The organism is Pseudomonas sp. MF6747, from assembly GCF_963890955.1.
GTDB lineage: Bacteria > Pseudomonadota > Gammaproteobacteria > Pseudomonadales > Pseudomonadaceae > Aquipseudomonas.
Genome location: NZ_CAWPSZ010000005.1, coordinates 255,630 through 275,498, shown reverse-complemented (window position 1 = coordinate 275,498; position 19,869 = coordinate 255,630). Strand labels below are relative to the sequence as shown.

Below are 19,869 nucleotides of genomic sequence, written 5' to 3'. Positions count from 1 at the left end.
GATTGCCCTATACAGGGCATAGACCTAACTGCCCGTGAATGCCCGTGATTGCCCTATACAGGGCATAGACCTAACTGCCCGTGAATGCCCGTGATTGCCCTATACAGGGCATAGACCTAACTGCCCGGTAGAGACGGCCAGTGTGTTAACATGTTGGCTTGCTGCGCTCTGGTGCAGCACACAAACACTTTCCAAAGTGATTTTATGCCGCTCTTTCAGGCGGCTTTTTTTTGTCTGAAATTTGACTAAAAATAATGAGGGTATAAAATAATAGAAACAATAATGAAAAAAGGAAATTATGAAACAAGAACATTTGCTTAACGAAATTTATTCTTACACACTCATGATAGAAGGCGTGAAAGAAACCAATTACGAACGTGAAACGGAAGTTGAGTATTTAGAAGAAATAAAGAACAAGGCTCTAGAATTAATTCTGAGAAACAAACAAACGACAATTGATAATTCAATTAGGGTCATAGAAGCTGATAATGACCTAATTGCAATAATGTACACGTCAGAATTTTTAGGCGCGATTGTAGTTTACGAAAAAGGCAAGCGCGAAAAAGAAGCTTTGTTTTCGATTGTTGACGATTCTGCATATCGAAAAGTTTTCGACCTAATCAGCAGATATGAAAAAAGCCCCTTCTGAGGGCTTTTTATTTTGTAGAACTTCACTTGTTTTTTGCGCCTCGCACCTTCATTTTTTCCATAGCTTCTTTTTGAATCTGTGCTGTCTTCTCTTTTTCCTCTGCGGTTGGTTCTGGTTTAGAAAGACTTTCAGATTTAACAGCGGCTGTAACTTCGTTCTTAATGCTGTTGATAGTATCAAGAATTTCTTTACATGGTTTCTCTGTCTGCTTCAACAAAGCTCTATCTGAACTCACTACAGCAGTTTGAAAAGTAGATTTTATCTGGTCTTTTAGTTTTGGGTCGTCTGCAATGAATTGATTAACAGCCATGAGAATAGAAGCTTTATCTAATTTCGATTTCCCGGTGATTGCGTATAGGCTGTATTCTTTTTCGCCGTTTGGGCCACGTTTTTGATTCTCAAGTAAAAACATGTCGTTCGGCAATTTCCTAATTTCCTGCTCTGCTTTAACCTTGATTTCCTCTTTGTCTTTAACAGCTTTTGGTTCTGGTTTTGGTGTTGCAAAGTCAAGAACATTGCTCTTAGGATTTGCTTTAACCGCTTCAATCGTTTTTTCAATAACGTCTTCGACTGGTGCAACAGAGCTAATTGAACCGCCCTTAAGCTGGTCTACAAGGTGCGCGTATTTTTTCGGTATCACAATATCATTAGCAGGTATGCCCGCTGCTTCAAGGGCTTTATGCATTTTGATAATGTAGTTTTCGCCTCTAGCTAATGGTTCTGGAACACTATTGAAATAAGCTTTTTTTGCCCCGGACATTTTAAACGCCAGTGCTTGAGCTTCATAAGCAACAGTATTGTTTTCTTGTTTCGGCGGCATTGAATAAACATTAGAAATAGGGTTGAAATGACCTATTATATTTTCTTGCTGCTTTCCATTTTCCAACTTAACTATCTGTCTAATTTCTTCACCAATGAAAAGTTCAGAAGCTGTACCAAACCCACGGCCTGTTGACATTTGCTTAGACTTATTATTACCGGCAATAATATTATTTTCGTTAATAAACTCTAGATACTTTTGCTGTGCCTTAAGCCTTATGTTGTATTCTTCTTGCGTAATTTTTGGCTTGATACCATTTTCAGAATCAATCTTAATTTCTCTTGCTGATTTGAATACTTCAACATAGTTGTTATTTCTGTTGTAGTATCTATCAAGAATTTTCAATTTGCTTTCTAGCGCTTGCGGCTTTTCGTTTCCGATAACTGCATTTGCATTTGTATATTCAGGCTCAACGGTCGGGTTTGAAGAGATTGAACCTACTAGTTTAGGCTCTGGGTTATTAGTGATAAATCCTGCAATCTGAAATATTGGTGTGCCAGTAAATGCGTCGTTTTTATCGAACTTAATTACGTCATTTAGCAGCGCTTCTCTAGATTCTGTATCTTTGAAACTGTCTCTATATTTACCTAAAGAATCTTTACCAAATGTAATGTGCTGTGCTGACTTTTCAACCGCGTCTATCAATCCATTCTTGTATTTGTCTTTGTTGAATATTGCAAACTCAGGCTTGTTAAGATTCTGTGTTATGTACACAGAAGCAACTGCTGTATCTGATACGTGGTTTGGGATTGAAAACGGTGTATTTAACGCTTCTGAGGATTTTGCTAGATTTAGATATTGCTTGATTAACTGCTTTGCCGCTGGCTTCAATCTGTTGTCTTTTTCAAAATCGAATTGCTCTCTTAGTATTGCCATATTTCTCCTTGTTTTTATTACTTAGATTTGAGAAATCAAAAGATTTCTCTAATATTATTGTATCATTGCTACAGAATTAATCAAATCTTCGCCTTGGATTTTTGGTCAAAACCTTTAGCATTTGTTCGTTTCTCAAGATAATCTTTTTTCTCTTCTGTTGTCATATTATCAAGTTTAAATATTCCATTGAGGTATTTGATTACGCTTTCATTTGTCGCGTATCTATTCAGCAAATAATCTTTCTTTTCTGCGAAGTGCTTAATATCCAAATCTTTGATTTCAACGCCATATTCTGCAAGGTAAGGAAGCATTGCATAGATATTCTCATACGTGAAAACCTTCTGATTAGTCGTCATGAATGGTTTGATATTTATGAGCTTGCTATTTTTATCAACGCATTGCTTATTAAAGCGGTCTAGTTCGTGGGCGTGAGTGCTCATTGCTGTTTCAATCTTGTAGCGCTCTAATTCATGCTTGTGTTCTTCTGTTACAAGCGGGCCAGTGACTTCTATCCCAGCTTTAGCGAAAATGTTTAGTATGCTTTGTAGGTGTTGAGGATTGTCACAGCCTCCCAGTTCTACGCTCTCTATGCCTCTGCTGACGAACAAATCAGCAAGAGCTTTGATAGTGAAGTCATTCGGCTTATAAAGCGTTGCTGTGCCGCGCTGGAAGTCGATTACGAAGGCTTCTATATCACCGTCCTTATAATAGTAGCTGTTGCCTGACTTTCTCATTAGGTTTGAAAATCTGCTGTCGTATTGCTTGAGCCTTTCAAGCCATTGTTCTACTGTTTCGCCGGGTCTTAATTGAAGCTTTGAAGAACTGATTTCAGCATATGCAGCATTAGATTTAATCGCTTGATTTAAGAGTAAATCAAAGTCTTCTTTGTTAGCAAAATCAAGCCCAAAGTGTTTTTTTATTTCAATATCAAAGAATGTTGCATTGGTCTCAAACTTCTTAAAACCTTTGTGTGAGATTTTGAAAGTCTGAAACTTACCGCTTTTGCTGAAGAATTTTGGTTGAACGTCGAAGCCCTTTTCTAAAAGCTTTTCACTGAAATCTTTGTAGTCTGTTGCGTTAGCGTGAATTGCTTTAATGTGATTCTTCATGTCATACAAATCAATACCAAAAAGCTCTGAAATCTTGTCAGCTTCTCTAATAAATTTTAGCTTCCTTTCGGCTTCTATATCTAACAAAGATTGGTCGAACTCAAGCCCCTTATACATTATTTTAAGCTCTTTGATATACGACTTTTTTAAACTGTACTTTCTATTGTCGTAGTCGTCTGCGCCGTATTTGTTCTTTCTAACGTATCTAAACGAAATGTCAGGGTGAGAGAAATCTTTTATTGATTTAAAGTCTGTTGAATTAACCACTGAGGATATAAAATCAAAATCTTTTTTTGATAACTTCCTTTCAGCAAGATTATTGTCAAATTTACCAACCTTAAGATTCTCTGAGATTATCAGGCCGGGAAATTTCTTTCCCGTAACTTTTTGATTATTTTGCCAGCGTTGAGCGTTATTTACATTTTCTAAAAACTCGCCTGTTTTTGAGAATCTTGAAACAAATACATGAACGTCTGTTGTTTTGTCTTTATAGGCGTGTGGCATTATTATAATTTTATAATCTGGCCCAAGCTGCCATTTAACAGAAGCATGAATTATCTTCTCAACTGCTTTCCTCCTTTCGTCAAAAGTATGAGCCTCCATAGACTTTTCAAGTTCTTCATTCGTGAATGAATAGTTGTATTCAATAATCCCAACATTATCGTATCTATCCATGCCGTTATCTATACAATATTTAATTTCAGTCATAATCATTAACTTTGCAAGTTCTTCAGCATACGGCTTACATTTTTCTTGGTAATCCTTGAAGTTTACACCGTCAAATTTTGGAGGTTCTTTACCGAAAGGAATGTTATGACTAAACCCTTTACAGCGATTTTTCAGTATTGATAAGTCTATGTCTTCACCAACTTTCTTTGTAAGAACATACATAATTTTGTCTCTGAATTGACAATAAGCTTTATGTTCTCTGCTTGCGTTTCCCATATCCACGATTTCTTGATTTACGCCCTTTGAAATTTTGTTTTTCTTATATTTCTGCGGCACTGGTATTATTAGCATTACTCTCCTTTTTTTTGTTTTTGTCTTCACACGTTCTGTAAATTTCTATCGTCTTATTTCTGAGCAATGACAAAGCCTCTGTAGTGTCTTGACCGATTTTCAGATTTGTAGAATAAAGCTCTAGAGTGTTGTTGACACTCATGAACAAAACACTAATTTTATCTAAAAATAAATCGTCTTCTTTGAGAATGATTGTTTCAACAGATAAATGTAAAAGACGCCTGCAAAAATATTGGTGAAGCTTCAAATCTCGGACACTTTCTAAAGCTATGCGGTCTAGCTTGAAATCAGCTTTGAACTGCTCAAACGAATTGTAGTCAGAGCCAATATATTTAACTCTTGTATAGTCGCTTTTTTCATATACTGAAACTTGAAATTGCGCGTACAAATCAGCGAACTCATTGCTATATTCAAGCGCTGAAAATGTTTTGCTGAATTTCTGCGCACTGGTCAACAGTTCTTTTCTCAACGTCTTGTCGATTTCGTCTAGCATAACAACAAGCTTTTCGTAGTTTGCGTGCGCCTTTACTTTTGACTCAAATATCTTTCTGAGCTGGCTTCTGTTAGAAGCGGAGTTGCTTACCACAACGCCTATACGAGTTTTCTTCGCTTCACTATCATTGATAGGGATTACTTTGTCAGTAATAGCAAAAGCCACGAAACGGCTTGAGTTAATAAAGCCAAGCGCTTTTGCCATACCGTCAATAAGACGTTTGCTTTTTTGATTCATTCTAAAATCAACACGTCCTTGTTTTTTCATTTAAACAACCTCAACGTCTGTATCGTTAGGGTCAAACTTATAAAGCTCATGAACTGCTAAGAAATGTTCTGCTCCTAAAGACTTAATCAACGCCATGACATGATTAGTCGTCGCTTTGTTTTCAAGCGCTGAAATGTCCTTTTTCAGTGCTGAAATTTCAGACTCAATCTTTTGAAACTTCGGTTCCATTTTTGCAAGTTCTTTTGAAAACAATTCTCTATGATTTTTTCCACCTGCTATCAAAGCTTTTGACTTTTCAGCAAGCTCTTTATTCATTGAAACTATTGCTTCTTCTCTCTTTTCGATTCTGTCAATAAAGCTCTGATACTGAACTGAGCTTCTTACTTCTTTGAGAGCTTCTGCTACAACTTTATCTTTCGCTTTTAAATATTCTTCACTGTTATATCTTATAGCCATTTTTATTTCTCCTATATTTATTATTTTCAAGATTACAAATAATTTATAAACCTGATATTTATCAAATTACTACAAAATACTTTTATGTCAAATATGAGAGATTTTAAAAACAGATAACAATGAAAAAATGAAAAAAGAAAACTAAATATTTAAGCAGAACGGCAGTTTTGCTGGGGAAATGGCGACGCCACTTTTCTCATATCTTGCGTTATAAAGTTATCTCTTATTTAAAGCTTCGTTTTTTAGGCTTTCTGAAAAAAATATTGTGACGTCGATTCGGTGGCGTCGTGGGTGTGGCGTCGTGGTGGCGTCGAATGAAGGGCGTCACAGTGGCGTCGGTGATTTGAGATATGACCTTGAGAGAGCTTCTAGGGGCTTCTCTGGTGTTGTTTAAGAGCGTTAGAGGCTGAGAATATTCAAAGTATTTATTGCCAAATAAATATGCATTTGATTTATTATTTTTTTACATTACAATAATATTAACTAACAATAATAATTATTATGAAATCAAAAATATTGGACTTTCTGTTGCTTAGAAACAATCTAGACGAAAAGATAAAAAAAGAAAAAGAAAACGGTATTTATTACGTTAAGCAAAAAATTCTATTCTTGTGCCTCTTGCCTTCTTCCTTACTAGTAATGATATTGCCTATGCTTGGATTTCCTCAAGCGTTCTCATTTGTCCTTTCTCTTGTGTTTTACGCGCTTATGAGAGCGATTCTAGCTCAAAGAAAACTAAAGGCTAAAAACAAGCTAAAGGCTGTGAATTTAGAGCTAGCAGCCAACGGCGAGATAGAATCTGTTGGCACAACAGAAGAACCTAACGAGCTAAAGGTTTCAGAAAATGAAAAATTTGAATTAGAAGAAGAAAGCATAGCTAAAACAATCTCAACAACTGAGAGTGAAGAAGAATTAGAAAGAAGGGAGCTAATTAGACGAATAAAAGAAAAACAAAAAATGAAAGCTGGTGAATTATGATTAGAAAGACAATACTTTTAATCTTCGGGTTTCTATTCCTTTATTTTTCTGCCACTGCATATGCTAATGACGTGACATTAAATTGCGCTCAAGTTTCCGAAACCATTGGTGATAAAAATTATGCTGTGACTGGTGCAAGCCCGAAGATATGCCCAAAAGACTTTTCAGACAGAATGAAGAACTATCTGTTCTCAATTGGAGATTTTTCTGTAGATAAAGAGAACAATGCTCTAGTAATGCTTGGTGAGTATATAGGAATTATTTTGTGGTATGTGATTGCGCTTACATTAGGACTATACGCTTTATACTGGTTGATTGAGAGCGCAAGGCAAGAAAACGAAAACGCAATCAGGAATCTAATAATTACGTTAGCCGCAATCATTGCAAGCGCAATAATTGCTTATCAACCAATTTCAATGGCAATAAGCAATTACGCCTACAGGGCCTTCATATCTTCTGCAAACTACTCTTTTAGAGAGTCAATACACAATCAAGAAATGTTAACGCTTGCTCCAAAGATTGACACAACAGACAACGTTGTAAACGCTAACGTATTCGCTAACAGATTGATTCAAGTTGCATTAAGAAATGAATTTACTGAAAGATACATAAGCCAAGCAGCCTATGGAAAATTAGATAATGATTATGAATCTGATTGCATATTAATTTGCAGTAGAAAAGAAATCAGTGTGACTGAATACTTCAAGAGAGTTTATTCATGTAACAAGATTCAGCCGTTTTACTTGGTTGAAACAATGAACAACACAGAAAACTCATTGTTAGATTGGAGTCGAACACAACAAAACACAGAGATTCAATTCAATCACATTGAAGAATGTGTAGACAATTATAAGTATCAAAAAGAAATTTATGGACACGCTTACAGCAATGCGAAGATTTTGTATCCAGCTTTGAATCCGATAGGTAAGAGCTATGCTAACAGCGACATAATAGACAACGTACCTGCTGTTGTTCAAATGCTAAATAAAGTGGTTGATACACCAGAAGGCACAGTTAAATCACAGTACGGCGGCTATAAGGGGACTACAGAATCAGAAAGAATGAGTATGGTGAACTCTGGATATGTTGCAGACTATAACAAAGTAAAACCCACAGCAGCAGTTCAAGCCGCTGCTGACTATATGCTCAAGTGCGCAACTGACCTTATCGATTCAAATTCTGGAAGCTCCATTTGGACAACAACATTAAAAGATATTCCCGGCGCTGAGCCGACATTAGGGCTTCAAGCTATCAATAAATGTAGAGATTCTTTACTTGGTTCAAGTAGAACAAGCAAAACTGAGATTCTTCCGATTTATGAAGACGCCTTGAAAGCCGCGAATGAAATTCTAAAGTTGAAATGTAATCTTCCTACAGAATCATTGACAAGACAGACAGCAATTATTAATTCAAACGGTGAAGTACCGTACATGAATTCATACGCTACAAAAGCAACGAATGCTTTTACTTCACTACAAACTAGCTGTGTTTCAATAAATGAAAATGGAATCTTTCCGACTACAAGTTACACAGAAGAAGAAAGAGAGACTTCATTTAAGATTGTACAAGAAATGAAGATAGCTATAACTGGTTGGGTAATGACAGTTTATGACGCTAGAAATTTGGCAGTTGGTATGTTTTATGAAAGATATAAATCAAAATTCATGGCGTCTCAATTTTCTGAATATGGCTACACGTTTCAGTCACTACAATTTTTAGAAAGCCTAAAAGCGAGCGACGGAACTAGTTTACTAGAAGCAAATAGCACGATAATTCCTGAAATAGTTATCGAAGGCGATTTAGATTTTAACACTGCTTCGTCATATCTCAATGAGAAGATTGTTGCTGCCAAAAAAGGAACAGAATAATCTAATCAAGCAATATCTGACGAAAAAATTAACCTGTCTGATTATCTAGATAACGGCATTGCCACAATTCAAAAATCAAAATATAAAATTATCGACCAAACCATGCCAAAAAATACACAAGGCGACATGAACATGGTTAAGCAGAAAATTAGAGAAATAATATTTAGCGTATCTACAACAAAGTTAAATATTGGACTTGGTTTTGATTATGCTGGAAACCTCTTAGACTTAGTTGAAAAATGCAAAGCTTCTTCTGGTAATGATTGTAGCAATCACAAGCAAAATCTAGGTCATGCCGTTTTAGGAAATTTTGAAATGGCTAAGTTAAATTTCACAATTGGCGTGTCATTGAAGATTGTTGAAAAATTAGGCTCAGAAGCGTTAGGCAAATCTAATGAGGTTGTTGGTTCGATTACAGGAAGCTCAAGTTTTGCGGCGCTTACCAATATCATGGCGGCATTACCTAAGTACGTTATTTTAGGAATATTGGCTGCGCTAGGTATCTTGGGAACATATCTACTCTGGGTATCTGGACTTCAAGCATTAATAACTGTAGTTTTCTATGGCCTAGCAATTAAGATTTTTACTACAGCAGCAGAAATGCTAATTAAATGTTTTGTACTACCATTTATTCTAATTGCAAGAATAATAATGTCAGGTCTTTTCTTCAACCTCGACGTTTTCAAATTCTTAGTAGTTGAAACAGTTCTGTTAGTAGTTAAAGGATATATTTTAGGTAAATACATAATTCTAATATCTGAATTCTATTCAACATTTATCACAATATTGATTTCAAGCTTATTTGAAATTGTGTCAAACACTAGAGCAAATGACGGTTTCTTTATTTCATTAGCTGTTGACGCAAGTGTTTTTCCAATCGCGTCAGCAATGCAAGTGGTTTGCGTTCTTTTCGCTGCATACACTGTTGCGCTAATATTGAAATCTTTAATGCAAATATCTGATTTCAAATTTGGTAAAAATCACGACAATGGATTAGCAGCAGCGGCATTATTAGCTGTAAATGCAAACACAGTTAATAGGTCAGCAGATAAAGTTGCTGGCGCAATAAAGACAGCTAAAGGAATAAAATAAATTTAATATAAATAGTGGCCTAGCAAGCCACTTATATTAGTTTAATGATATTGTATTATGCAATAATTGTATTATAATAATAAGATAACAATGAGAATTAAATGTTTAGATTTTTAATTGCAATGACTTTCACGCTTTTCGCAAGCTTTTGTTATTCAGACGAACAGCCTGTTAGCTTTAGCCTTAGCGGCTCTGTTTCTGAACAGTGTGAGCAATTAAGAAACGAAACTAAGCAAATTATAAATTCTCAAAAGAAATCTTTGAGCTGGGCTACAGTTTCTGAGTGTATCGCAAAATTATCTAAAGACGCTTTACCTAAGCGTTATTTAGATAGCCTTCTTTACAAACCTGCGATTGATTTTCCGATTGAATTTATCACAGACCATAAAATCCCTGAAATTGAAAATCCAAGCGAACTATACAAAAACGCAAAAACAATGTTCACCGGCTTGAACTTTATTACTTTTTTTGTGCTATGCGCAATGTTCGTTATTTCGCTAATTTTCTTTATCATGGGTTGGCTTTTTAACTCGCACACAAAGCCAAACGGCGAAGTTATTGAAGACGCAATGCCAACTTTTTTCATATTTATAGCTGCAATTGTCTACATGCCATTTATTAGTGATAATTCTATAAGCCTAGCAATAATTGGAATCTCTGCAATTATGGGCGTTGTCTATCTTTTGGTTTCAATGACTTCAATTTACATGACAACCAATATTTCAACTAGCATATATTCAAATAACTATGAAAAATCACTTTCAAGCGCTCTTATAGAAAGCTCAGACGCAATAATTGAAAATGCGATAAACAACTATCTGGATATAGAAGCAGCTAAAACAAATAGAAAGAATTTAAATATAGAGTTTAATATCGTCAAAGGTCTCAACGGAAGGCCGACAATTGAAAGCGTTCAAAACACTCTAGATTGCTACTCAAAAACCAACGTTAATGTTAACTATAACAACATGCTTTTATCAGCAGATACAATGCAAAACAATAGGTGCTACGGGGAGTGGACTAAATTATCTTCAATGCAAAGTTTTGGCTTTGTTGAAAGCTCTGAGAAAGACATAGTAAGACAAGAAATTGCAAGAATGCTGATAGGATTTGAAAGCGAAATAGCAGCACTACAAGAAGAAGTAAGAAGAAATCAGTGCGTGTACACATTCGACTCAAGAAACAAAGAAAAGAAAGATACGAACTGCTTGGATTATCGAAACAACCAAGCAGTTAATGAAGGCGGCTATGCTGCATTCATTTCAGAATCTATTTCAAATGAAGAATTGAAAAGCAGAAAGAAGATACTAGTTCAAAAAATCAGAATGGCTATTAGCGAGTTAGCCAAGAAAGAAGAAGAAAAAAGTCTAGACGACTACATAAACAGAAATATTATGTTTGCAAAGAATATGATATTACTTGCACCATTCTTGACCTATGTTAATTCGATTTATCAAAATATTGGCTATAGCGATTATTTAGACTACTTCAAAAAAGCGGTAGTAGTGTTCAAAGGATACGAAATCAGCGGCACTAAGACACAGCTTCACTTGCTTGGCGAAACCAGTATGGCAAAGCTTACAATACCTGTAGAAATTGAGGCGTTCAATTTACTGTCTAAGACTTCAATATTCAAACAAACAGATTATTTCAAGCTCATGCTAGTTAAGAACAATAAAGAGTGTTTAGATTCATTCAACGCTTGCGACACATTGAAAATCTCAAATTTCGGTGAGTTTGAAAAGAACGCTAAAGAATCTGTGAGCTATCTTAGCAAGATATTTTTTGTAATGTCTGCGTTTGAAGGAAAGTCAAACAACAACCAAGCGCTTAGCTTTGCGACTATGTTAGTAAAATACAGCTTAATAGGTAGCTTGATTATGATTCTTGCCACTTTTATAGTTCCGTTTTATCACCATTCCAAAAAGCTACTTTACTTTTTTGTACTTATCTTATATTCAATCATTCAGCTAATATTTGTTATACCTTTTAGCGCCGCTCTAAAATGGTGCTTTGGTGGTGAATACGACATAATGCACGAAGTCAAACAACTTGTATTCAACACAGCAATAGAGCCTATTGTCTACCTTTCGTCATATGTTATTTACATAAATCTATGCTTCACATTCTTAGCAATCTTTAGCATAGATTTCACTGCAAGCAGTTCAACTATATCAAGTATTTTTAGTTTTGATATTTCCGCATGGCTAAATACAATAATGTCATTCGCGTTAATGATATATGTATTTGGAAAAGCGCATTCAAAATGTGAAGAAATCACAGAAAACGTATGCACACTATTTGAAGTTGCAAAATACAAAGATATTGAAAGCGAGCTATATGCATATTCAGATAAAGCAGCAAGCAAAGCTAAGAAAATATTATTAAAATAAATCTTGCACCTATTGAATTAAACATGATAAGTGCTATTATGTATAAAGAGCATTATAAAAGAGGTGTAGAAAATGAATAATGAAGTGTTTAAACATAGCTGGGCTTCTGGACTTTTCGTAGTCCTTACGCCGCTTTACTTCTTTGAAAAGTTTGCAGAATTTTTCACTAGTCATGATTTTGGCGTGAATCTTTCTATCGCCTTTTCTACTGTTCTTTGCCTTCTGGCGTCTCTGGCTCTGTTTGCGGCTATCATAGCTATAAGGACGTTCAACTATGCAGGGTTCTTTAAAGCGGTCGGAAACAGGCTTATAAGCGTCATAAAAATCAAAAACTAAACATGGAGATAGGTAAATGAAAACAGGATTATTGACAGCACTTGGCTTTTGCTTAATAAGCACGTCATTTCTTGCAAGCGCAGATACAGTTAAGAAACTCAACCCGGCAGAAGCTATTCCAGAACTTTTAGGAACGTACAAGATTTTTCTTGATAACGATTTTGTTAAAAATGGAACAATCACAAAATACGGCATATCTTTCGGCTTCCCCCTAGATTTATATGCTCATGAAGAAAAAGGCAATATTATCAATCTGTACACTACAAAATCTGGATTAGAGCCTAAACAAGAAGGAAATTGTAAAGAACCTGAAATTGCAAAAGACGGATATTGCTTTAGAGTGATACAAATGTTGAAAACTGGAAATGGTCAATACAACCTAAAAGAAGGTAGAAATGAGATTAAAATTGAAAAAATCTAACCCTGTGAGAAACTGAGAGCCGCTTTGATAGCGGCTTTTTTTCGCCTCAGATTTACCCTCGGGCCGGGGATTTTTAGGGTTCATGACGCGAAGCATAATGAGCGCTGAAAAGACGTGGCAATCATGCACCGAACCACTGACCGAAACCCTTATCCAACAAAACTATAAAAAATACTTTTAAATCAGCAAAATATATTAAATATTATTTTCACCATTTACCAAAAATTACAATTATCAAAAATCATATTTTGCGCCTTATCCATTAAAACATTAAAAAACCCGTCCAAAACAAAATAAATTGAAAATATAGACCTTCACGGATTTACTTTTCATAAATATAATGATATTATGTAATTGAGCTTGTAATTATTCAAGCCAATCATAAACAACAAGAGGATAATTATGAAAAAAGAAAACACTGATTTGGAAAAAGAAGCACAGGAAATATCAGACGCTGATTTTAGAGAGCTGTCAAAACCTAACGCTGAGCCACCAAAGCCAAAAGAAATACCAGCACCAAAAGCAATAATTGGGATTTTAAGAAACTTTCCAATACCACTGACGCTATTTATGTTCCTTCCGCTATGCATTATTGCAAGCATGCAACTAGACAATCTTAATATTGTGAATATCTTCACTATAAATTTAGTTGTGCTATTAATGTTTGGCACATATGCAGCAACAGCAAAATTCTATAAATATATTAATCACTATCATTTCTCACAGCTTATAGCCGCTGTTTTAATGTTTGTGTTTAATTACTGTTTTGTACCAACAGACAAAATAAACGCCGCCTTCGCTGCTACATTCTTCATAGCAATTGCAGTGCCCTTTTTGACATTTAAGCTTTTCTTATACGCAACAAATAAAGCAGAACAGTCAATCAACAAAGCGATAGAAAATAATAAATCGAGAGGGAACCTAATTTTCTTTAGCTTTTTTGCTTGTTGCTTATCAGTAATAGGCTCGTACATATATTTTACAAGCTGATTAAAAATACGCTGATAAAACGTCATTACCTGCTCATGCAGGTTTTGTTGTTTCTGAATCTTTGTTTCTGATTTATATCTACTACAATATTATAGTATTTGTTCTGGGCGGCATTCTGCCGTTGGTGGTTATTTCTTTTGAGACAGAAATAGGGTTTTCAGGCTGTTATTTTTCTCGCTCATGCAATTTAACGTCAGAAAAGATTTAAGAGCTGTAAACGCTCCTTAGAACGTCAAACCTGACGTTCTGCCTTTCATTGCTTCACCAAAAAGCGAAGCTTCCCAGAGGGAGTAATGCTTTATGCTCTAAAATTTCTTTAGCTGCTTTTTTCCTTAAATCAAAAAACAAAAAAACATTTTTCCTTATTCCTCTTATTTGTTTTTATCTTATTAATATATATATAGGGTTTCGGCTGCAACTCAGTTGGATTTCGGCTGCAACTCAGTTGGGTTTCGGCTGCAACTCAGTTGATAATATTTTGTTAGTATTTTCAATATTTCGGCTGGTAATGCATTTGACTTTTAAAAAATACATGCAACAATGATACTAACCTAATAAATTAAGGAAATTATGGAAACTCAAAAAACTACAGATAATATTCAATATCGTAAAGAACATGGCTTAACAACAATAAAAACTGCTGAAAACGTGGTGCCAGTTTTTAAACTGTTCATGCTAGTGTCAATGTTTGGCAAAAGCGCGGGAACGAAGAGAGAACCAAAGGTTTACGGCTCTTTAGGCGAGTTTTCAAATGTTGAAATAGATATGATTAAACTATCTTTCTTTGATATGAAATTCCTTCTTGCGCTATTAAAAGAGATAGACAGTAGGCTAGAAGTAAATTCAAAGCTTAGCTCTGACGCACACCTAAAAATCGAATTCGACAAAATATACACAAGAATGGGCTTAAACCCTGTGATTTATAGGTCTATTGAAAAACGCAAAAGAACTCACGAAACACTTAAAAGACTTGTGAAAATATCTATGCAATATGGATATGACAACAAGCTATACATTTTTAACATATTCTCAGATATTGAAATTGATAACTTCAACGTAAGAGAAGGCTATTCAAAGTCATTTGAAACAATGAGCGTGAATGTCAGTAAAAAGTTTATTGATTCTTCTAGAGAGTCCACGCAAAAATTTATAGGAATGATTGAAATACCATTTTTAGAAAAACTTGGCCCCGTTGCCTCAAATCTGTACATGTACATAATGGCAAATACAGGCTTTAATTTCATACCTAGAAGCGTGTTAATTGATAGGCTTGATTTGTATTCATACGCCGACGAAAAGAATCAGAATTTAGAGATAAAGCGTGCATTTGAGAAACTTCAGATTGAAGGCGTAATATCAAATTCAAAATTTGTTTACGATAAGTTGCATAAAAGACAAATGAGCCACGTTTCTTTCACATACAAAAAACAAAGCAAATTAAGCACAAAAGAAAAATCAAGAGCCAACAACAATCAAGCTCACAGCGATTACTTCACAAAAAGACTAAACCAAGTAAACGAAACAATCGACTCAAACAAAAAGTTTGACATGTTAGAATTTTTATTTGACAAAGATTCAAAGTAGTGTAATTTGAATTAAGTGTTATTTCATATGCACGTTTTTATTATTGTTAGATACAAGCTTTACAGACCGCCTAAACGGCGGTTTTTTTGTGCCTTTAAGGTTGGTTTATGAGTATCGTTTGATAGAGCTTGTGCGCGGCAATAACTCAAGCAATACGGGGGCTTTAAAGCTTCTGAGTGGTACAAGCTTTCTAAAGAGCATGTGACATTTTTAGGGCATAAAAAAAGCCCTGCAATGCCCGCTAGTGCCCGTGAAAGGGCACTGAGAGGCACTACAAGGCTTTATACGTCTAGTATTGAATCAACATAGCTTTCAATCGTGTAGCCGTGCTCCAAGAGATTGATAGGCTCATTTATGAGCGGTGCAGCTTCTTTCAACTTGGTGAAATGTTCGTTGAACGAAAGCACATAACCATTCTTGAAAATTACCGTGAAATGGTCTACTTCTTCAAAATAGACTTTCTTGTTTCTGAAATAAATTGCATGAATGTAGTCATGCAAATGGCTGTATGTCTTCAATCTCAAATCTATGTCGTTTGTTAACTGCTCGATAAAATCAACGTCCACTTTGATAAAGTCTTTAGCCTTTCTATTTTCAGACATGATTTTGAATTCAAGCTTGTCTTTTTCGTCCTTCAACGATTTTATTTTAGCTTCGACTTCAACGATTTTCTTTGTGTAAAGCGCCGGTAGCATTTCACCAGACTCTAACAAGCTGCTTATAGTTTCCTGCAAGCCATTGTAAATACGTTCTTCCTTTTCAAGCTTAATCATAAGCTCTTTTTTGCTTTCTAAATGAACATTTGAAAATGATTCATTGTCATTGTTAAGCAATGAATTAAAGTCAAAGTGGTCACTTGCTTTGAAGAAGTTTCTAATGAACTCGTCATATCTTGTAGTGACAGTTGTAGCAGTGATACACGTTCCAATTTGGCTGGCTGAACAGCTTAAATAGAAGTATTTTTTGCCCCTGCTGGTCAACTGGTGTTGACGTAGTGGGCTTCCGCAAAAACCACATTTTGCTAAGCCTGTAAAAATATTATTTTGCTGCTGCGATTTCTTCCCTCCACGTTTTCCAAGGCGTTCTTTGAACGCCCCACGAACTGCTAAAATTTCTTCTTCTGTGAAGACTGCGGGGAAAACATTTTCAAATTTTTCGCCATTGAATTTGTAAGAGACGCCCCCGGTTGTCTCGCTGTGGCTTGTCTCATATGGGCGGTGGTGCCCAAACAAACAATCTTCGTGAATTAATTTTGTAATGTAGTCGCGATTCCATACCCGTAAAGAATTTTGTGAATTGACTAACTGACAGGCTCTTTTAATCCCGAAACCCTTTGTCGTCATTAAATCTACAATATATTTTATTTCTGCGACTCTTTCCGGGACTGGCTGATAATTCCCTTTTTCGTCAACGCGAAGCCACCACGGGGCACGCTTGGACATAGCAGGGTAAATACCAGTAGCAAGGCGTTCTTCTTTACCAGATACAAAACCTCGCCTTTTTCCAGAAAAATAGGCTTTTTGACGATTGGATTTTTCAAGACTTTCATTGTGTGCGCGCTCATTTATCACAGTAATCATAATGATTTGTTCTAAATGATTTTGAGCTTCAATATCGTAAAGTCTTTTATCTGAAAGCGTGAAAATTTTAATATGCTTATGCAAAATATCAGTAATGATTTTTACTGTATTTAAACCCTTCTGACGTGAAATCCTGTCGAAACCCTCAACGATTAGGTAAGAACCTTTTTCAATTTCACCGTTTTCTACTTTCTGCAAAAATTTCGCGAATTCGGCGGTTTTTAAGTTTTTTGCGTTTTTACCGCGAAAGCTTGAAATCCCTAAGTCTTCAAATGACTTAACAATTTCTGCGTTATGAGTGTCTAGAAAATTCTGAATCAGGTCATTCTGGCGGCGTACAGAATCGCCCCCAAACTGCTCGCCTTGCGCGGCAGACGAATAGCGTAGGTAGCTATATGTTTTGACCTTTCCGCTAGCGGTGAGGTTGTCTGTGTAGATTGTCTTTGCCATGCTGAAAACCCTCAGAGTCAGCGGATTTGCTGACTGTAGCTGTGTTTTGAGAGTTTTACTATGAGGCCGGTTTCAGCGGTTCAACATCGTGCATCAGCAGGCACATTGCCGAGCGCGCTTCTACCTGCGGCCGCCAGGCACACAGGCAATATTCGGGAATCACCCGGCAGCCCGGGCAACGCTCGGCGCGCGAACCACGGTTGAGGAATGGGCGCACGGCCCGCGCCAGCCGTTGGGTACGCAAACGGGAAACGGCATGGCTCATCGGGCGTAACCCGTAGAAGGGAAAATCGACACTGGGGGAACTCGAGACAGGCTTAAGTGGCGGCAGTTTAGCAGAGCCGCCGGCACTTCTGAGCGATACGCCTGGCTGTAGTGGCAGGCGCTCACCTATAATTGCGCGCCACTGAACGCACAGCGCAGTGGCTGGTCTATGCACCAGTAACCGAATCAGGAGATTTTCATGCTGCGTTCCATGCTGCGTCTTGTTGCCCCATCCGTCGCCCTTGCGCTGGTATTGCCCATGGGCGCCCACGCGGCCTCGCTGCTGGAGGCCCAAATGAACAGGAAGCTGCAAAGCGTCGCGGCCGAAAGCAACAAGGACCTACCCCGGGAAATCGACGAAAAAACCCTGGAAGTGGCCTACACCGTTGAAGGCATGCAGCTGATCGATCACCTCAGCGTGCAACCTGACCGGGCCGAACAGATGCGCGCCAACCCCAAGGCCGTGTATTTCCAGCTGGGTCAAAGCGTGTGCCTGAACAAGGGTTACCGCGAGTTGATGGCCAAAGGCGCTGTGATGCGCTATGACATCTCCGAGAACAAGACCAACCGCCCGGTGGCGTCGGTCAAGTTTGTCGAGGCCGATTGCCCGGCACCTGCCGCAGCGAAGAAGAAAAAGTAACGATTGCTCCACCGTCGCGCGCTGCTGTCCTGTGGCGCGCACATCCCTCGCTGTCTTTGCTTGCCAACAACTAAACTGCTTGATGTGCGGCCAATAACCGGTTGCCAGCCAAGGGTTTTTCGGCTCATGATCAAGTCATCCCGACAGCCTGCTCCGCGCATTTTCCAAGCCGTTCTGTAACATTTTCAGGGCAAAAGAGGGTTGCCCTCCTGCGACTTGCAGTGCAAAGGTTTCCAAATCACAAGGAACATACAGAGCCCGCTTTGCCGCTCGGTGCACACCGTGCAATGCCCCTGGCGTGCAGCGACACATGCAGTGTCGTGGCCGCGGACGAATACCTCGCCGAGGGCCCAGGTTCTGTGAAGAAGGAGAAGTTGAATGCCTTACGAATCGAATGACCGCCTGCTCCGTCATTTTGAAGAACACGGGACCGACCTCACTCAGCAGGTCGACGCGCAACTCCAGCTGGTCGCGCCCAGCAGCCCGAACATTCCCCTTTATCGCGACATGATCCTCACCGTTCTGCGCATGGCCCAGGACGACCGCAACCGTTGGAACGCCAAAATCACCTTGCAGGCGATCCGCGAGCTGGACAATGCCTTCCGCGTGCTCGAACAGTTCAAGGACCGCCGCAAGGTGACCGTGTTCGGCTCGGCGCGCACACCGGTTGAAAGCCCTTTGTATGCCTTGGCCCGGGAAGTCGGCGCCCAGCTGGCGCAATCGGACCTGATGGTGATCACCGGCGGTGGCGGCGGCATCATGGCGGCAGCCCACGAAGGCGCCGGCCTGGAGCACAGCCTGGGGTTCAACATTACCCTGCCGTTTGAGCAGCACGCCAACCCGACCATCGATGGCACCGAGAACCTGCTGTCCTTCCACTTCTTCTTCACCCGCAAGCTGTTTTTCGTCAAGGAAGCCGATGCGCTGGTGTTGTGCCCTGGCGGGTTCGGCACCCTGGATGAAGCGCTTGAAGTGCTCACCCTGATCCAGACCGGCAAAAGCCCACTGGTGCCAGTGGTACTGCTGGATGCTCCAGGCGGCGGCTTTTGGCAAGGGGCTCTGGACTTTATCCGCAGCCAACTGGAAGCCAATCGCTATATCCTGCCCACCGACCTCAAGCTGGTCCGACTGGTACACAGTGCTGAAGCAGCAGTGGACGAAATTAACCAGTTCTATGCCAACTTCCACTCCACGCGCTGGTTGAAGCGTGAGTTCGTGGTGCGCATGAACCATCCGCTCAGTGAACGGGCGCTGGCCCATTTGCAAAGCGAGTTTGCCAGCCTGCGGCTGAGTGGTGAATTCCAGCAGCTTGCCTATACCGGCGAGGAGCACGATGAGCCGAGGTTCAGCCATTTAACGCGCTTGGTGTTCAACTTCAATGGCCGCGATCAAGGCCGACTACGAGAGTTGGTGGATTACATCAACTTGCCGGAAAACTGGGCACAGGCTCAGGGGAAAGCGCAGCAGCGCGTAACGCCCGAGCCAGCATGATTTTTTGAAGGCAAAAAAAAAAGGCCCACTATTTTCATAGTGGGCCTTTTTAATTTACCGAGTTCGATGAGGTACAGCAGATTCGATGTGGGAGCTGGCTTGCCTGCGATGGCGTCACCGCGATCCACTGG

16 protein-coding genes and 1 pseudogene are annotated in these 19,869 nt (G+C 38.5%); 11 read left to right on the top strand and 6 right to left on the bottom strand.

What is annotated here, in order from left to right; translation table 11 throughout:
• The first annotated feature begins 298 nt into the window (after positions 1-298).
• Positions 299-649 (top strand): hypothetical protein, encoded by a 351-nt coding sequence (locus AACW30_RS07485; RefSeq protein ID WP_200624615.1) that lies wholly within the window; start codon positions 299-301, stop codon positions 647-649.
• 22 nt (positions 650-671) lie between these two features.
• On the opposite strand, the gene AACW30_RS07480 is transcribed toward AACW30_RS07485, so the two are convergent.
• From AACW30_RS07480 to AACW30_RS07465, 4 genes are all read right to left on the bottom strand, one after another.
• Positions 672-2,345 carry a hypothetical protein gene (locus tag AACW30_RS07480; protein ID WP_200624614.1) on the bottom strand — a complete coding sequence of 558 codons (1,674 nt, stop codon included), beginning with the start codon at positions 2,343-2,345 and terminating at the stop codon, positions 672-674.
• An 80-nt stretch (positions 2,346-2,425) separates the two neighbouring features.
• Positions 2,426-4,474, bottom strand: coding sequence for a hypothetical protein (locus tag AACW30_RS07475; protein ID WP_200624613.1), 2,049 nt, complete (start codon positions 4,472-4,474; stop codon positions 2,426-2,428).
• Positions 4,443-5,234, bottom strand: a complete 792-nt coding sequence (locus tag AACW30_RS07470) for a hypothetical protein (RefSeq protein ID WP_200624612.1) — start codon at positions 5,232-5,234, stop codon at positions 4,443-4,445. Before AACW30_RS07470 ends, AACW30_RS07475 begins: the two co-directional genes overlap by 32 nt.
• Complete coding sequence (locus AACW30_RS07465; RefSeq protein ID WP_200624611.1) at positions 5,235-5,651, bottom strand: hypothetical protein; 417 nt, start codon at positions 5,649-5,651, stop codon at positions 5,235-5,237.
• Between the two features lie 501 nt (positions 5,652-6,152).
• On the opposite strand from AACW30_RS07465, the gene AACW30_RS07460 reads away from it, so the two are divergent.
• From AACW30_RS07460 to AACW30_RS07425, 8 genes are all read left to right on the top strand, one after another.
• A complete protein-coding gene (locus AACW30_RS07460) occupies positions 6,153-6,629 on the top strand; it encodes a hypothetical protein (protein ID WP_200624610.1) in 477 nt (158 codons plus the stop codon).
• Positions 6,626-8,497 (top strand): hypothetical protein, encoded by a 1,872-nt coding sequence (locus tag AACW30_RS07455; RefSeq protein WP_200624609.1) that lies wholly within the window; start codon positions 6,626-6,628, stop codon positions 8,495-8,497. Before AACW30_RS07460 ends, AACW30_RS07455 begins: the two co-directional genes overlap by 4 nt.
• Before the next feature lie 132 nt (positions 8,498-8,629).
• Positions 8,630-9,589 (top strand): hypothetical protein, encoded by a 960-nt coding sequence (locus AACW30_RS07450; protein ID WP_200624608.1) that lies wholly within the window; start codon positions 8,630-8,632, stop codon positions 9,587-9,589.
• A gap of 101 nt (positions 9,590-9,690) precedes the next feature.
• On the top strand, positions 9,691-11,982 hold the full coding sequence (locus AACW30_RS07445) for a hypothetical protein (protein ID WP_200624607.1): 2,292 nt from the start codon (positions 9,691-9,693) through the stop codon (positions 11,980-11,982).
• A 72-nt stretch (positions 11,983-12,054) separates the two neighbouring features.
• On the top strand, positions 12,055-12,318 hold the full coding sequence (locus AACW30_RS07440) for a hypothetical protein (protein ID WP_200624606.1): 264 nt from the start codon (positions 12,055-12,057) through the stop codon (positions 12,316-12,318).
• A gap of 16 nt (positions 12,319-12,334) precedes the next feature.
• Positions 12,335-12,739 (top strand): hypothetical protein, encoded by a 405-nt coding sequence (locus AACW30_RS07435; protein ID WP_200624605.1) that lies wholly within the window; start codon positions 12,335-12,337, stop codon positions 12,737-12,739.
• 402 nt (positions 12,740-13,141) lie between these two features.
• A complete protein-coding gene (locus tag AACW30_RS07430) occupies positions 13,142-13,729 on the top strand; it encodes a hypothetical protein (RefSeq protein WP_200624604.1) in 588 nt (195 codons plus the stop codon).
• A 570-nt stretch (positions 13,730-14,299) separates the two neighbouring features.
• A complete protein-coding gene (locus AACW30_RS07425; RefSeq protein WP_200624603.1) occupies positions 14,300-15,313 on the top strand; it encodes a hypothetical protein in 1,014 nt (337 codons plus the stop codon).
• Between the two features lie 281 nt (positions 15,314-15,594).
• On the opposite strand, the gene AACW30_RS07420 is transcribed toward AACW30_RS07425, so the two are convergent.
• Entirely contained in the window at positions 15,595-17,343 is a 1,749-nt protein-coding gene (locus tag AACW30_RS07420) for a recombinase family protein (protein WP_200624602.1), read from the bottom strand.
• Between the two features lie 61 nt (positions 17,344-17,404).
• A pseudogene (locus AACW30_RS07415) lies at positions 17,405-17,608 on the bottom strand (DTW domain-containing protein); the annotation flags it as partial.
• 198 nt (positions 17,609-17,806) lie between these two features.
• Between AACW30_RS07415 and AACW30_RS07410 the strand changes: the two are divergent.
• Together AACW30_RS07410 and AACW30_RS07405 are read left to right on the top strand one after the other, a co-directional pair.
• Positions 17,807-18,247 carry a PA3611 family quorum-sensing-regulated virulence factor gene (locus AACW30_RS07410; protein ID WP_106577233.1) on the top strand — a complete coding sequence of 147 codons (441 nt, stop codon included), beginning with the start codon at positions 17,807-17,809 and terminating at the stop codon, positions 18,245-18,247.
• Positions 18,248-18,625: 378 nt separating this feature from the next.
• Positions 18,626-19,738: an LOG family protein gene (locus AACW30_RS07405; RefSeq protein ID WP_106577234.1), complete on the top strand. Its 1,113-nt coding sequence runs from the start codon at positions 18,626-18,628 to the stop codon at positions 19,736-19,738.
• Positions 19,739-19,869 lie beyond the last annotated feature (131 nt).

Bases quoted from the DNA above. Each gene is read 5' to 3' on its own strand.
- AACW30_RS07485 (WP_200624615.1), top strand. From the start codon at position 299: ATGAAACAAGAACATTTGCTTAACGAAATTTATTCTTACACACTCATG.
- AACW30_RS07480 (WP_200624614.1), bottom strand. From the start codon at position 2,345: ATGGCAATACTAAGAGAGCAATTCGATTTTGAAAAAGACAACAGATTG.
- AACW30_RS07475 (WP_200624613.1), bottom strand. From the start codon at position 4,474: ATGCTAATAATACCAGTGCCGCAGAAATATAAGAAAAACAAAATTTCA.
- AACW30_RS07470 (WP_200624612.1), bottom strand. From the start codon at position 5,234: ATGAAAAAACAAGGACGTGTTGATTTTAGAATGAATCAAAAAAGCAAA.
- AACW30_RS07465 (WP_200624611.1), bottom strand. From the start codon at position 5,651: ATGGCTATAAGATATAACAGTGAAGAATATTTAAAAGCGAAAGATAAA.
- AACW30_RS07460 (WP_200624610.1), top strand. From the start codon at position 6,153: ATGAAATCAAAAATATTGGACTTTCTGTTGCTTAGAAACAATCTAGAC.
- AACW30_RS07455 (WP_200624609.1), top strand. From the start codon at position 6,626: ATGATTAGAAAGACAATACTTTTAATCTTCGGGTTTCTATTCCTTTAT.
- AACW30_RS07450 (WP_200624608.1), top strand. From the start codon at position 8,630: ATGGTTAAGCAGAAAATTAGAGAAATAATATTTAGCGTATCTACAACA.
- AACW30_RS07445 (WP_200624607.1), top strand. From the start codon at position 9,691: ATGTTTAGATTTTTAATTGCAATGACTTTCACGCTTTTCGCAAGCTTT.
- AACW30_RS07440 (WP_200624606.1), top strand. From the start codon at position 12,055: ATGAATAATGAAGTGTTTAAACATAGCTGGGCTTCTGGACTTTTCGTA.
- AACW30_RS07435 (WP_200624605.1), top strand. From the start codon at position 12,335: ATGAAAACAGGATTATTGACAGCACTTGGCTTTTGCTTAATAAGCACG.
- AACW30_RS07430 (WP_200624604.1), top strand. From the start codon at position 13,142: ATGAAAAAAGAAAACACTGATTTGGAAAAAGAAGCACAGGAAATATCA.
- AACW30_RS07425 (WP_200624603.1), top strand. From the start codon at position 14,300: ATGGAAACTCAAAAAACTACAGATAATATTCAATATCGTAAAGAACAT.
- AACW30_RS07420 (WP_200624602.1), bottom strand. From the start codon at position 17,343: ATGGCAAAGACAATCTACACAGACAACCTCACCGCTAGCGGAAAGGTC.
- AACW30_RS07410 (WP_106577233.1), top strand. From the start codon at position 17,807: ATGCTGCGTTCCATGCTGCGTCTTGTTGCCCCATCCGTCGCCCTTGCG.
- AACW30_RS07405 (WP_106577234.1), top strand. From the start codon at position 18,626: ATGCCTTACGAATCGAATGACCGCCTGCTCCGTCATTTTGAAGAACAC.